Source organism: Deinococcus aquaedulcis, from assembly GCF_019693445.1.
GTDB classification, from domain to species: domain Bacteria; phylum Deinococcota; class Deinococci; order Deinococcales; family Deinococcaceae; genus Deinococcus; species Deinococcus aquaedulcis.
In genome coordinates this window covers 1-14281 of the sequence record NZ_JAHRBL010000013.1, presented here as the reverse complement: position 1 = coordinate 14281, position 14281 = coordinate 1, and the positions used below count along the sequence as shown (strand labels likewise).

Genomic DNA, 14281 nt, shown 5'->3' with positions numbered 1-14281 from the left:
TTACCCTTCCTTTCCGGCGAGGCCGGTGTAGGTGGAATCCACAAAAATGCCGCCCTGCCGCTGCTCGGTGATGTCGCTGGGATCACCGTGCAGGTGCTCGACCTGCGGCGCGTAGTCTTCGGCGTCGTCCTGGGGCTCGTAGCCCAGCACGTCCCAGCCTTCGGGGGTCATCCAGCGCCGGGTATTGCCGCTGATGCCGGCCACGACCAGAAAGCCCACGTCCGGCGCGGTGACGGCCCGGGCGAACAGCTGCGCGGCGTCGCGCGGCGAGAGCCACGTGGACAGGTGCCGGGCGTCCCTGGGCTGCGGCTGGAAGGAGCAGATGCGCACGCTGACGAACTCCAGGCCGAAGCGGTCCACGTACATGCGGCCCAGCGCTTCTCCGAAGACCTTGCTGACCCCGTAGTAGGTATCGGGGCGCACCGGCACGTCGGGCCCAATCGGCTCGCGGGGGTAGAAGCCCACCGTGTGAATGCTGGAAGCGAAGGCCACGCGTTTTACGCCGGCCTGCCGCGCGGCTTCCAGCACGTGGTAGGTGCCGTCCATGTTTACGTCGCGGATGCGCTCGTAGGTGTGCTCGTTGGCAATGCCGCCCAGATGAATCACGGCGTCCACGCCCTGCATGGCGGCCTGCACCTGGGCCATGTCGGTGAGGTCGGCGGGGGCCAGTTCCTCGCCGTCGCCCGCCACGCCCAGATCGCGGTGGTCAGAGAGGCGCAGGATGTACTCGCCTGCGGGAAGAAAATCGCGCAGCTGCTGGCGCAGGGCGGTACCGACTTCGCCAGCGGCCCCGGTGATGAGGATGGTGGTCATCCTTCGGCCACGCTGGGATCGAGTTTGGGCGGTGCCGAGACCCCCAGTTTCGCCGTCTTGTGTGTGCCCAGCGAGATGGCGATGTTCTTTGTCTCCATATAGAAGTCAAAGGAGTAGTCACCGCCGTCGCGGCCAATGCCGCTGTTCTTCACGCCACCAAAAGGTGTGGGCAGGTGGCGCACGTTTTCGCTGTTCACCCAGATCATCCCGGCTTCCAGGCCCTGGGCGAAGCGGTGGGCCCGCGTCAGGTCATTGGTCCACAGGTAGCCGGCCAGGCCGTAGCGCACGTCGTTGGCGAGGCTCAGGGCCTCGGCTTCATCTTTGAAGGGAATGGCCGTCAGCACCGGGCCAAAGATTTCCTCCTGGGCAATGCGCATGTCGTTGCGCGCCCCTGTGAAGAGGGTGGGCGTCACGTAATTGCCTTCCTGGCCCACGCGCTCGCCGCCCGCCGCAATGGTCGCGCCCTCGTCGCGCGCCGTGCCGAAGTACGACATCACCTTGTCAAAGTGGCGGGGGTGCACCAGCGGGCCCACCTCGGTCTCTGGGTCCAGGGGGTCGCCCACGCGAATGTTGCGCGCACGCTCGGCAATGCGGGCGGTGAATGCGTCGTAAATGCCCTCCTGAATGAGCACGCGGCTGGAACTGGTGCAGCGCTCGCCGTTCAGGCTGTAGATCATGAACACCACGGCGTCCAGGGCCTTGTCGAGGTCGGCGTCGTCGAACACCACGACCGGGTTCTTGCCGCCCAGCTCGAAGTGCACGCGCTTAAGAGTCTCGGCGCCCTGCCGCATGATGTGGCTGCCAGTGGTGGTTTCGCCCACGAAGGCAATGGCGTGAATCAGGGGGTGCTCGGTCAGGGCCCTGCCAGCGCTCTCGCCGTAACCGTGCACGAGGTTGTGCACGCCCCTGGGCAGCCCCGCCTCATCCATAATTTCGGCCAGCAGAGTGGCGGTCACCGGGCTCCACTCGGCAGGCTTGTGGACCACCGTGCAGCCAGCGGCCAGCGCCGGGGCGATTTTCCAGGTGGACAGCATGAAGGGCGTGTTCCACGGGGTAATCACGCCGACGGGGCCGATAGGCTGGCGCAGGGTGTAGTTGATAAATCCGGGTGCCGGCAGGCTCTGGCCGTCCTGCGCACCCGGGGCGCGGTCGGCGTAGAAGCGGAAGTTCTCGGCGCCGCGCGTGGCCGCCGACTTCATGAAGCGAATGGCCTGCCCGGTGTCCATGCTTTCCAGCACAGCAATCTCCTGCGCCCGCTTTTCGATCAGGTCAGCAATGCGGTGCAGAATTTTCCGCCGCTCAGCCCCGCTCACCTCCTTCCAGGTCTGGAAAGCGTCATGCGCGGCGTGGGCGGCCCGGTCAATGTCGGCGGCGTCCCCGCTGGCCACGGTGGTGAGCAGACGGTTATCGACGGGCGAGTGCGCCTCGAAGGTCTGGCCGCTCTGGGCGTCCACCCACTGGCCGCCGATCCAGTGTTTCAGGCCGCCTTTCAGTCGGCTTTCGCGCAGCTGCGCGGCGAGGGCGTGGTTGGGACTCAGGGTCTGGGTCATGGTTGCTCCTTGGTGGGGGTCACGTGTGGGGGCACCGGATTTGAGATCGAGTAAGCCAGGAAGTGCTCGCGCAGCAGGAGACGGTCTCCTTGCCGCGCCGTGAGTTCATTGCGGCGCAGGTCCAGGTGATAGGTGACGCCGCCGGGCGCCTGCCAGGTGTAGAGGCCTGTGAATCCCTGTGGACTGCGCAAGCGAAGGTCAGCTGGGGAAACCCCGCCCCTCACCAGCACGCCCGGCGTACCATCAAAGTTGCGGGTGGCATAGGTGGCCTGACCGCCGCTTTCCCACACAATCACCGTGCGCTTGCCCGTGACCCCCAGGAAAGCCGCCTGAGGCACGTAACGGCAGGGGTGGGCCACGTCGCTCAGGGTGAAGGCGTTCACGCGGGTCATGCGGTAAGCGGGGTCCAGCACATTTTCCACATTGCTCAGATGCAGGTCGCCGGGCACCCAGGCGTTGCCGTTGCGCCAGCGCAGGGGATAGTGCACCTGCCCCGCCCCCGCGTCCGCCTCACCCACCACGGCGTCAACGCGGAAGGGGGCGCCCAGGCCAGCACGCGTCTTGGTCCAGGAAACCAGGGGCGCTGCGGCGCCCGCAGTGCCTGACCAGGGGCCCAGAGCCACCACCGCTCCCGGCGCGTCACACCAGGCAAAGGCCGGGCGCATGGCGCCGCCTATGTTCACGAAGGAGCGCATCTCAAAATCGCGCCCCTGGGCCGAAGCGGTGACGGTGAGGGTAGCCAGCAAACTGAGCAGCAATCGGGTCATGCGGCGAGTCTCCTCCGGCAGTGTGAGGCAGGGGTGGTCAGGCGCTCAGCGCCCGTCCCACTCACCTTCCTTGCTTTCCTGCCCGGTGATGGGCTCAGCAAGGTCGTCTTCCTCTTGAATGTCGTTTTGCAGCACGCCCAGGCCCTCGACCTCCAGCGTCATCACGTCGCCGGGGCGCACATGCGAAATCCCCTTGGGCGTGCCGGTCAGGATGACGTCGTCTTTTTGCAGGGTCATGAAGCGCGAAATGTGCTCGATCAGTTCGGGAATCGAGAAGATCATGTCGCGCGTGCTGCCTTCCTGCCGCAGTTCGCCGTTCACATGGGCGGTCAGGCGGAGGTTGTGGGGATCGGCAATCTCGTCAGCGGTGACGTAGTACGGCCCCAGGGGCCCGAAGGTGTCCCAGCCCTTGCCTCGCAGGGGCGGGCGGAAGGTGTTCGTCACGTAATCACGCACCACGAGGTCGTTGCCAATGGTGTAGCCGCCTACGTAATCCATGGCATCCTTGGCCTTCACGCGGCGGGCGTCGCGGCCCATGATCACGCCCAGTTCCACCTCGTAGTGCATGAACTGCGCGCCGCGCGGGTAGATGACCGTGCCGCCGTGGGGCAGCAGTGTAGTATTCGGCTTCCAGAACAGGGCGGGTTCCTTGGGCTGGGTCAGGCCCAGTTCCCCGGCGTGGTCGTTGTAGTTCAGGGCCAGCGCAATGACCTTGGGCGGGTCCACCGGCAGGCGAAACTGTACCTGCGCGGGATCGTGGGCCACGCCAGCGGCGTCAACCAGCTGACCTTGGTGGAGGTGGCCGTTCAGGCTGCGGCCCCCGGCAATGAAACGGGCGTATTTCACGGGCAAACTCCTGTGGGTGCTGCGCGCGGCAGCCGATGAACATGGATTTCAGGCCAGCATAGATGGGCCAGGAGCTTGGCGTGTTGTGCAAAGCCACAACCTGGGCGCTGCGACGTGTAGGTTAGAACAATGAACTCTGGTCCCCGGCAAATAGCCCCCCACGTCCTGCTGGCGGCGAACCTTTCCCAGCTCACGGCCGTGCTGGGTGACTTGCAGAGGGCTCTGGCCGATCCTCATCCTGAAGAGGCTCTGATGCAGGAAGCCGCGCGCCTCACCGGCGGCTATGCCGAACTGCGTGCCAGCTGGGCCGACGTGATCGCCAGTGCGGGGCGGGCTGCTGGGCCCCAGGTGTCAGTGCGCTTGGAGCATGGGGGGCGACATGTCGGCCTGCTGGTGACGGCTTTTGACCCGGCGTGGGCGGCCTTCGTGCCGGTGCTGCAGGCGTATGCGCTGCTGGCCCGGCTGCAAGCAGCAGCGGCAGGGGCGGCGCGGCGCCGGGTGGGCGAGCGGGCACTGGACGCCTTGCTGGCTGGCCGGGATACACACCTGCCCGGGCTAGATGGTCCCTTTGCCCTGGCGGTGGGGACCTTTGGTGATGAAGGACCCAGCGACGAGCAGGCCCTGGACGTGCTGGCGGGTGCGGGCGAGGGTTATTTTCAGCAGCGGCGCCTGCTGGGCCATTCCACGGTGCAGGGCAGGCGAGCGGTGTGGCTGTGGCGCAGCCTGGACCTGGGGCGTGAAGCGCAGGAGCTTCACCGCGCCCTGGCCGCCTCCACCAACCGGGGCGTGCGCCTGGGGATCAGCGCCCGCAGCCACCAGCCGCCGAACAGCGAAGGGGTCACCCACGCGTTCGGGCAAGGCCGGCAGGCCCTTCGAGCTGTTCCCAGGACAGGGGGTGCCGTCCTGTTTCAGCAGACCGACCCTCTTCATGACCTGCTGGACAGCGGCGCGCTCACCACGCTCAGGGTGCAAGTGCTGACCCAATTGGCCGCACTGAACGATGGCGGACGCGTTGAGCGCACCTTGCGGCACTATCTCTACCATCCTGGCAGCCTGGCAGAGCTGGCGCAGGCGGAAGGTGTACACGTCAACACGATCCGCGCCCGCTTGAAGAGGGCTGAGGAGGTCCTGGGACAACCTTTGAACCACCCTGCTCTGCTTGCCCGGCTGTACCTGGCCTTTGCGAGTGATGAGGCGTAGAGCGGTGGGGGCCGTTTGCTCGTCACATGACGAGCAGATTTGGTTCGGGAAGGGGGGGAGGATTTCGAGGGGGCCTGTGGACACCATCCGGCAAGCGGAAATGGGGACTTGTGAGCGGACAAAGCAGGGTGGCGGGCGTGATGATAGTGGGAAAGCTGTAATTACAGTCCACCTTAAGGCGGCTGCAACGGGGGCCGCATCCCTCCCATCGGGTACTTCCGCCTGTTTCAATCCTCAGCCCACCCGAAGGCGGGCTGTGACGGTGATCGCCGGCGCCCTGCTGGGGCTGGCCCTGCTGTTTCAATCCTCAGCCCACCCGAAGGCGGGCTGTGACACCTGCAGGTGGGCACGCAGCTGTCCGATCTGCCCGGTTTCAATCCTCAGCCCACCCGAAGGCGGGCTGTGACACGGCAACCTCACCGAGTGGGGCATGTACAGCTACTGTTTCAATCCTCAGCCCACCCGAAGGCGGGCTGTGACAAATTCATCCGCGCAGTCCGGGCTGGCAACTGCGTGTTTCAATCCTCAGCCCACCCGAAGGCGGGCTGTGACTCACGTATTCATAGAACACCTGTCCGCCATGCACCAGTTTCAATCCTCAGCCCACCCGAAGGCGGGCTGTGACGTCGGCTTTGGCATTCGCCGCTGCCTGCGCGTCAGTTTCAATCCTCAGCCCACCCGAAGGCGGGCTGTGACCTCCGGGGCATAGGCCCTCACCTCCTGCAGAGGCACGGTTTCAATCCTCAGCCCACCCGAAGGCGGGCTGTGACCGAGGTCGCGCACGTCATGCTGTGGTGGTCAGGCCTGTTTCAATCCTCAGCCCACCCGAAGGCGGGCTGTGACTTCGAGGCATCCTGCTGGCGCTGGGTGGGACGCTGGCGTTTCAATCCTCAGCCCACCCGAAGGCGGGCTGTGACTCGTTGCCAGCGGCGGCGTAGTTGCGCGCCGCAGTGTTTCAATCCTCAGCCCACCCGAAGGCGGGCTGTGACAAGACCCGCCCAGCCGAAACGCCCGCGTTTTTCGAGGTTTCAATCCTCAGCCCACCCGAAGGCGGGCTGTGACTGCTGGCCCTGTACGCCACGCCCACCACCATGCGGTTTCAATCCTCAGCCCACCCGAAGGCGGGCTGTGACCACGATGGGCAACACGGGCACCTGATGCCGCTCACCGGTTTCAATCCTCAGCCCACCCGAAGGCGGGCTGTGACGGTTGGGGGCCGCATCCTGATTCAGTTCCCCAGGTTTCAATCCTCAGCCCACCCGAAGGCGGGCTGTGACCTGCACCAGGGCGGCGGGAATTACGGGCTGCGCTGTTTCAATCCTCAGCCCACCCGAAGGCGGGCTGTGACCCCCCGATCAGCAGGTACTGTGGGCCCTGGTCACCTGGTTTCAATCCTCAGCCCACCCGAAGGCGGGCTGTGACGCCAGCGGTGCAGCGCGAGGCCGGCGCGGGTGAGTTGTTTCAATCCTCAGCCCACCCGAAGGCGGGCTGTGACTCATTGCCGAAGCCCGTGAGCGCCACGGATACCTGGTTTCAATCCTCAGCCCACCCGAAGGCGGGCTGTGACGCCTCGGTGCGGATGCGCAGGGTGGACGTGCGTTTCAATCCTCAGCCCACCCGAAGGCGGGCTGTGACACGCGAGCCCGCGCCCACCACGGGCAGACACGGGTGTTTCAATCCTCAGCCCACCCGAAGGCGGGCTGTGACCCAGGCCTGGGGGTGGGGGCTTTCTTAATCAACGGGTTTCAATCCTCAGCCCACCCGAAGGTGGGCTGTGACGCAGCGAGCCCGCGCCCACCACGGGCAGACACGGGTGTTTCAATCCTCAGCCCACCCGAAGGCGGGCTGTGACACGGGGACACCTACGTGGGCGCCCTCAGCATGGAGTTTCAATCCTCAGCCCACCCGAAGGCGGGCTGTGACCGTGCCAGGGTACATGGGCTATGTCCGCGCCCTGTTTCAATCCTCAGCCCACCCGAAGGCGGGCTGTGACGCTGCCCCGGCACCACCACCGTCAGGGTATCGGTGTTTCAATCCTCAGCCCACCCGAAGGCGGGCTGTGACCGCCCGCCGGCCAGATGCACGTGATTCACGTTCGGTTTCAATCCTCAGCCCACCCGAAGGCGGGCTGTGACCACACAATTTGAAGCAGAGGCCGAAGAGGAAGCAGTTTCAATCCTCAGCCCACCCGAAGGCGGGCTGTGACGCCATCAACGCCGATGACCTGTGGCTCAACGGGCAGTTTCAATCCTCAGCCCACCCGAAGGCGGGCTGTGACCCCTGACCGCCGAAGAACTGCGCCTCCACAAGCTGTTTCAATCCTCAGCCCACCCGAAGGCGGGCTGTGACCTCACGTTCCACTGCCTGATGTACGAGCTGCGCCGGTTTCAATCCTCAGCCCACCCGAAGGCGGGCTGTGACAGTGCATCGTGGCGACTGGCAGCGGCCTGAACACGTTTCAATCCTCAGCCCATCCGAAGGCGGGCTGTGACCTTGACGCGTATATTCCCGCCTTCGTCACCGATGGGTTTCAATCCTCAGCCCACCCGAAGGCGGGCTGTGACCTTGACGCGTATATTCCCGCCTTCGTCACCGATGGGTTTCAATCCTCAGCCCACCCGAAGGCGGGCTGTGACCGCTCAGCTTCTCGATTTCCTGCAGACACTGCTGTTTCAATCCTCAGCCCACCCGAAGGCGGGCTGTGACGCCGTTTTCGCCTTCCTGCTCCGACTTGAACAGCGTTTCAATCCTCAGCCCACCCGAAGGCGGGCTGTGACCCGGAAGGCAGCAGTGTCGTGTTTCTGGGCGACGTGTTTCAATCCTCAGCCCACCCGAAGGCGGGCTGTGACCAGGGCGCGGCTGAGGCTCACCCCAATGTCCTCGGGTTTCAATCCTCAGCCCACCCGAAGGCGGGCTGTGACCGCTGGCACTGGCGGCCGTCTGCTGGTCCAGCGTGCGTTTCAATCCTCAGCCCACCCGAAGGCGGGCTGTGACTCGCGTGGTCTGCGGGACCGCTTCGGGCTGGGCCAGTTTCAATCCTCAGCCCACCCGAAGGCGGGCTGTGACTCAGCACGCCGCGCAGGGCCTCGCTGGGCTTGCCCGGTTTCAATCCTCAGCCCACCCGAAGGCGGGCTGTGACCAGCCCCAGCCCCCGCGCCGGGCCCCGCTGGGGTTTCAATCCTCAGCCCACCCGAAGGCGGGCTGTGACGCGCGATACGCCCAAGGGTCACCAGCTGCGTCAAGGTTTCAATCCTCAGCCCACCCGAAGGCGGGCTGTGACAGTAGTTTGCCTGGCACACGTCCAGAAGGCAACTTTTCGGGTGGTTTGCGCGAAGTGTCTGCGGAGGCAGTCTAAAGCCTCTGCTTTTCTAATTGCCCTGTTCTGAAACTTGTCGGCCCAGGCGGCTTTTCTAGAACCGCGCGAACCCCCTGGGGTTAGGCCGTCACAGCAGGTTCGCGGCGCCACTGTGGCCCTGCGAAAGTCATTCGACATGGCGTGTCGCGCCAGGATTTCAAGCTCCTGCACACGAACCCAGACGGGTTCGTACACGCGGACAACGGTCAGCAGCCGTTTCCGCGACAGGAGTCAATTATGAACGCAATTGTGCTGGTCCTGGTCCTGGTCTGGGGTGCTGGTGCTCATCTGGTGAAGGTTCCGCCCACCACGGTGCCGGGCGAGACTCAGCCGATGCCACTGGATGAGGGCACCTATCCAGTGGGCGGCTAAACGCCAGGAGCAAGGGGCGAGGGCACACCGCCTTCGCCCCTACACTGTGGAGGTGCCGGTCTTCGATGAGGTGGCAGAGCAACTCGGCCGTCTGGCTGAGCAAGGTGACTGGGAACGGGTCAGGCCACACGCCGACTGGGCGCTGCGCCACCTGCGCACCCGCGCCGATGGTCTGGCACTGGCCGAGGCGCTTCGCGGGGTTCCCGCGCATCTCGCTCGGCAACGGGAATGGGCCGAACTGCTGGGCCGTCTGGCATACCGCACTGGGAACCTGCCCGCCCTGAGGGAAGTGCTGTCGGGCTGGCCGCCCGCCACCTTTCCGGCCGTAGAAGCCTACGCCGCGCTGCTGGGCGGCCATGTCCAGCAGGCCCTGAGCCTGAGCGCGGCCTGTCCACCAGATGACGCGATTGCGGCGCGCGTCTGGCCCCGGGCGGTGTATGAGGCGGGGGGTGACTGGCGCGCGGCTTACAGCGCTGTGTTGGGCCGATTTGCTGGGCGAGAGCGGGCACTGATTCGCACCGAATTTGCCCTCTCGCTGGCAAACTCAGGCGACGACCTGGCGGCCCGCACCGAATACGCGACCGCCGCCGCCGAATACGGAACCGACGCCTGGGGCCGCGCCTCTGCCCTGGCGAACCGGGGCATGACCTGCGTGCGACTGGACGACCTGCGAACAGCCGAGCGGGCGCTGACCGAGGCCCTGCGCCTGACACGCAGACCCGAAGCCGCCGAACACCGCGCCCTGGTCTGGCGCGGGCTGGGGGCCGTCTGGCGGCGACACGGTGAATATGCGCGTGCCCTGGTGGCTTTTCAGAATGCGGGGCAGCAGCTCAAGGACCTGCGGGCCGAATTGCCGCTGTCGGTCCGGGGGGTGGCCCTGTGCCACCTGCTGCGTAGTGAAGTGGACGCCGCCCTGGATAGCCTGTCCACCGCCCTGGTGGACATGGCGGTGGACGCCGGCGCCCCACACCGCCTGCGTCTGGACCTGGCGATGGGGATGGCCCTGAACGGCGACCTGGCAGGTGCGGCGCAGGCCCTGAGTCTGGCGCAGCTCACCACACCCGACGACCGCCTGGCGGCGGCAGTGGTGGCCGCCGATCTCCAGCGTCAGTGGGGAGAGGCGGTGCCCGCCGAGCCCCCGCCTGGCCGCGCCGCCTGGGCCGAGGAGCTTGCCTGTCTGTTCCCCGAGCTCTTTACGCGGTGGGGTAGGGCCATCCGGCGACCCGAGTGGCGCGTGCAGGTGCAGGCCGCTGGCCCCATTGAGGTGCGAATGCACGGCGAGAGCCTCTCCCTGAGGCCCGACAGCGACGCGGCGGCCCTGCTCGTCTTGCTGCTGCTCCATGGCGGCACCCTCAACCGTGAGCGGGTCACAGAGGAGCTGTACGGCGACGCTTCGCCCAACCGCCAGCGGCGCCTGCTGGGCGAGGCAGTGCGGCAGTTGCGCCTGGCCTTTGGGTGGCCAGGTGTCGTGCGCTCCGACGGCCATGTGTTGGCCCTCTCGGACGAGCCAACCTGGCTGCCACTGGTGGTGCCGCCCCCGGGCCGGGCCAGTTTGTTTTGTGCAGGGCGCTACGACAACTGGGTCGAGGAATGGCGCCAGGTTCATGATGTCGCGCAGGATATCTGAGCGTTCAGCACTCACTTTTCTGAGTCTCTTATTTGCCTTCAGTATTCCCCGTCACTCCTGACACGAGCCCCTGTCATGCTGCGGGCATGGACCTCGAAACGCTTGGACAGGCTCAGCGGCTGTTCCTGCTGGCCGCCTTGCTACGGGCCAGGCCGATGACTATCAAGCAGCTGGTGCTGCACTTTGCCCCTGACCTTTGCCTGGACAGCAAGGAATGGCGACGCGCTGAACGCATGGTGCAGCGTGATGTGAAAGCGCTCGTTGACCTGGGCGAGAAGGTTGTGCCCAGCAAAACGCGCCCGCCCCGCTACCATATTGAGCACGCGCACCAGGCGCTCACGCCCACCGAACTGCTGATTTTTCATGCGGCTCTGCGCCTCACCTACCACCGAGCGGCAGGTGAAGGCGAGGCCCATAAACGCGCCATGCAGCGCATCATCGGTTGGTTGCCCGAGCATCTGCGGGACGTGACCACCCGCAGCCTGGGCGATATGGGCAAGCGCCGCCGCACTCCTGAAGACCTGAACCTGCGGCACGCGGCTGACGCCTGGACCGGCGGGCATCCGCTGCGGTTTCTGTACAAGAAGCCCGGGGGCAGCGGTCAACTTCGCCCCAACATCATTGAGCCGTATCTGATCGAGCCTCACCCACAGAACCTCGACCTGTACGTAATTGGCCGGGAGACCACGTTTCACAACGCCGTTCGTACCTTCAAGCTGGCGCGCATGCAGCAGCCAGAGGTGCTGAGGGGCGAGCAGTACCGCATTCCCGCCGATTTTCAACCGCGCGAGTTTCTCGAATCGGCCTGGGGGATCGTGGGGGCGCAGGGCGGCCGGAAAGACACCATTCACCTGCGGTTTCGCGCCGATGCCCGCTACCGCATCGAGGAGGGCGGTTACCCGCACCTGAAGCACGCCCGCGACCCCAACCCAGACGGTTCGCTGAACGCGACCTTGCAAGCCCCGCCCGACAGCAGCGGTCTGCCGCGCGAAGCCCTGGCCTGGATTTTTAGTTTTGGGCCGCGCGTGAAGGTCCTGGGGCCACCACACATCCGTGAATACTGGCTGAATGAACTGCGGGAAGCCGCAGGCCAGGGAGGAGAAAGAGCATGAGCAGGTACATGGGCCACAGCCCCAGCGAGGAAAATCTGGAATGGCAGACGCTGAAAGACCATGTGGAAGGGGTCACCAAGCTGCTCAGGGAGCGCGCGCGCTTCTTCAATCTGCCCAACGCTGACCTGGACGCGCAGTGGCTAGGGTATCTGCACGACCTGGGCAAGTACCGCGAGAAGTTTCAGAAGCACCGCCTGAAGTGGAACCCAGACACGCGACAGCCGTTTGAGTTTGTCGAGGAAGCGGTGGCGCACAGTGACGCCGGAGCCAAGGCGCTGACCGCTTTACTCCGCACTTACCGGGCCACAGGCAGCGAGCTGCCATTCGTGGTGGCCAACCATCACGGGGCGCTCAGGAGTGTGGGTGCCCTGGACAAGCGCCTGGGCGAAACCTGCCCCGACGAGGTGGATGACCTGTTCGCCACCGCCTGCGAGGAGATTCCCGCTCTGGACGCCCTGTGCGAGACACCCCCGCAGCCCACAGGCTTGACTGGGGCGGCCCGTGCCCTGTACACCCGCATGTTGCTGGGCGCTCTTGTGGACGCCGACCGCCTGGACACAGAAGCGCACGGCAGCCCCTCGCGCACGCTGGCGCGTGCGGAAGCCCGGCGTCATCAGGGCCAGATGGCTGGGCTCTTGGACAGGTTGAATGCCCACCAGGCCGAACTGGCGCGGCAGGACGCCCTGGCCCCCAAGCCCATCAACGTGCTGCGGCGCGAGATGTATGCCCAGGCGCTGGGCAAAGCCAGCCTCCCCCCTGGGTTCTTCCGGCTGACCATGCCTACCGGGGGTGGCAAGACCCTAACCTCACTGGGGTTTGCCCTGGCACACGCCGCGCACCACGCCGCTACGGCAGAACGAGGCGGAATGCGGCGTGTCATTTACGGCGTTCCCTTCACCACCATCATTGAGCAGACGGCGCAGGAATTTCGCCGGGTGCTGGGCGCAGAGAATGTGCTTGAACATCACAGCAATCTGGAGTTTAAGGAGCCACCCAGGGGACAGGCTGCGCAGAAACCCGACCCCATTCGACTGGCGACTGAAAACTGGGACGCGCCGGTCATCGTGACGACCACAGTGCAATTGTTTCAGGAAACCCTGTTCGGTCACCGCACGGCCCAGCTGCGCAAGCTGCACAATGTGGCGGGCAGCGTCATCGTGCTGGACGAGGCGCAGAGCCTGCCCACGCACCGCCTCCACCCCATCCTCGAAATCTTGCGGGAACTGGTGGCCCACTACCACGTCAGCGTGGTGTTCTGCACCGCCACGCAACCCGCGCTGGACGATTTCCCCAGCCAGCAGCCGTCCACAGAACTGATTGACAAGCCGGCACAGTATTTCCAGGCCTTGAGGCGGGTCGAGTACGACCTCAGCCGCGTCTCGCAGGGGCAAGATTGGGCGGCCCTGGCCGAGGAGCTGCGGCAGGACGTGAACGCGCAGTCCCTCTGCATTGTGAATACCAAGAAGCACGCCCAGACCCTCTTTCAAGCGGTGGTAGAAGACCGCGACCCCAACCGGCCGCTCTGGGACGTGTTTCATCTGTCCACGCACATGTGCCCGCACCACCGCCGCCGCGTGTTCCGGGTCCTCCGCCACCGCCTGAAGCAGGGGAAGCCTTGCCGGGTCATCGCCACGCAACTCATTGAGGCGGGGGTGGACCTGGACTTCCCCAGGGTGTACCGCGCGCTGGGACCGCTGGAAGCCATCGTGCAGGCCGCAGGACGCTGCAACCGGGAAGGCAAGTTGACGGACATGGGTGGGCAGCCCATGCCCGGCCTTGTGACCGTCTTTCGTCCGGAAGACGCCAAACTGCCGCCCGGTGACTACGGCGCCCGAACAGAACTGGCCGGAACCTACCTGGCTGAGGAGTCTGACCTACATGCACCGGAAACCTTCACACCCTACTTCCGCGAACTGTTTCTGCACGTAGAAACGAACGCGAAAGTCCTCCTGGACAGCGGGCACAGCGCCACCATCGCCGAGTTACAAGAAGACATGGAGTTTGAGACGGTGGCGCGCACCTTCCAGATGATTGAGGACACCACCGTGCCCGTCATCGTGCGGCGGTATGCCCCGAAGGAGGTCAACCGGCACCTGAACACCATCCTTCACGCGAAAGAGCCATGGCAGGCCAGAGGGGCGTGGCGCAGCCTTCAGCCCTACACCGTGCAGGTGTTGCGGCGCGACATTCAAACCTTCGGCCTGCGCATCGTGTCTGAACTCGTCGAGAAAGGCGAACGGTTTGGCACGGAGCCGCCCGAGGTGTACGAGTGGCCCGCCAATCGGGGCTACAGTCTGCGCTTCGGCCTGGATACCGGCGGAATGGACGCGTTGGTGTTCTGAACCCCCGTCCTGCAAGGAGGAGCCATGTGTTGAAAGTGAAAGTCTGGAGTGAGTACGCCTGTTTTACCCGCCCAGAGAACAAGGTTGAGCGCGTCAGCTACGACGTGATGACCCCCTCGGCGGCGCGCGGCGTGCTGGAAGCCATTTTCTGGAAGCCCGAATTTCAATGGCAGGTGCTTCAGTAGCCGACAACTTAGGTTTCTGACTGTCCTGGCGCTGAAAAAGGTCGTGTAAGGAGTCTGAAGAACGTGACCAGCTCACTGGTCTGCCAGCGCAGGGCATTCTGAAAGCGCTCAC

10 protein-coding genes and 1 CRISPR repeat array are annotated in these 14281 nt (G+C 65.4%); of the genes, 6 read left to right on the top strand and 4 right to left on the bottom strand.

The features are described from left to right. The 4 genes from KMW22_RS14105 to KMW22_RS14090 are packed head-to-tail and all read right to left on the bottom strand — an operon-like array spanning position 1 to position 3976. Positions 1–813, bottom strand: a complete 813-nt coding sequence (locus KMW22_RS14105) for an NAD-dependent epimerase/dehydratase family protein (protein ID WP_221090693.1) — start codon at positions 811–813, stop codon at positions 1–3. Next, a complete protein-coding gene (gene hpaE, locus KMW22_RS14100) occupies positions 810–2363 on the bottom strand; it encodes a 5-carboxymethyl-2-hydroxymuconate semialdehyde dehydrogenase (protein WP_221090692.1) in 1554 nt (517 codons plus the stop codon). Before hpaE ends, KMW22_RS14105 begins: the two co-directional genes overlap by 4 nt. After that, positions 2360–3130 (bottom strand): hypothetical protein, encoded by a 771-nt coding sequence (locus tag KMW22_RS14095; RefSeq protein ID WP_221090691.1) that lies wholly within the window; start codon positions 3128–3130, stop codon positions 2360–2362. The genes hpaE and KMW22_RS14095 overlap by 4 nt, the downstream gene beginning before the upstream one ends. 45 nt (positions 3131–3175) lie before the next feature. Next, positions 3176–3976: a fumarylacetoacetate hydrolase family protein gene (locus tag KMW22_RS14090; RefSeq protein ID WP_221090690.1), complete on the bottom strand. Its 801-nt coding sequence runs from the start codon at positions 3974–3976 to the stop codon at positions 3176–3178. A gap of 129 nt (positions 3977–4105) precedes the next feature. Here KMW22_RS14090 and KMW22_RS14085 point away from each other — a divergent pair, with 129 nt between their 5' ends. From KMW22_RS14085 to cas5, 6 genes are all read left to right on the top strand, one after another. After that, positions 4106–5176: a PucR family transcriptional regulator gene (locus tag KMW22_RS14085; RefSeq protein WP_221090689.1), complete on the top strand. Its 1071-nt coding sequence runs from the start codon at positions 4106–4108 to the stop codon at positions 5174–5176. A 224-nt stretch (positions 5177–5400) separates the two neighbouring features. Beyond that, positions 5401–8456: a CRISPR direct-repeat array (repeat unit 37 nt; unit sequence GTTTCAATCCTCAGCCCACCCGAAGGCGGGCTGTGAC). Between the two features lie 312 nt (positions 8457–8768). Beyond that, positions 8769–8903 carry a hypothetical protein gene (locus KMW22_RS19575; protein WP_268906315.1) on the top strand — a complete coding sequence of 45 codons (135 nt, stop codon included), beginning with the start codon at positions 8769–8771 and terminating at the stop codon, positions 8901–8903. Between the two features lie 52 nt (positions 8904–8955). Continuing rightward, positions 8956–10530 carry a tetratricopeptide repeat protein gene (locus KMW22_RS14080; protein ID WP_221090688.1) on the top strand — a complete coding sequence of 525 codons (1575 nt, stop codon included), beginning with the start codon at positions 8956–8958 and terminating at the stop codon, positions 10528–10530. 86 nt (positions 10531–10616) lie between these two features. Then, on the top strand, positions 10617–11642 hold the full coding sequence (locus KMW22_RS14075) for a helix-turn-helix transcriptional regulator (RefSeq protein ID WP_221090687.1): 1026 nt from the start codon (positions 10617–10619) through the stop codon (positions 11640–11642). Further along, on the top strand, positions 11639–13984 hold the full coding sequence (gene cas3, locus KMW22_RS14070; protein WP_221090686.1) for a CRISPR-associated helicase Cas3': 2346 nt from the start codon (positions 11639–11641) through the stop codon (positions 13982–13984). Before KMW22_RS14075 ends, cas3 begins: the two co-directional genes overlap by 4 nt. Before the next feature lie 26 nt (positions 13985–14010). After that, positions 14011–14169: a CRISPR-associated protein Cas5 gene (gene cas5, locus KMW22_RS14065; protein WP_328774710.1), complete on the top strand. Its 159-nt coding sequence runs from the start codon at positions 14011–14013 to the stop codon at positions 14167–14169. The last annotated feature ends 112 nt before the right edge of the window (positions 14170–14281 follow it).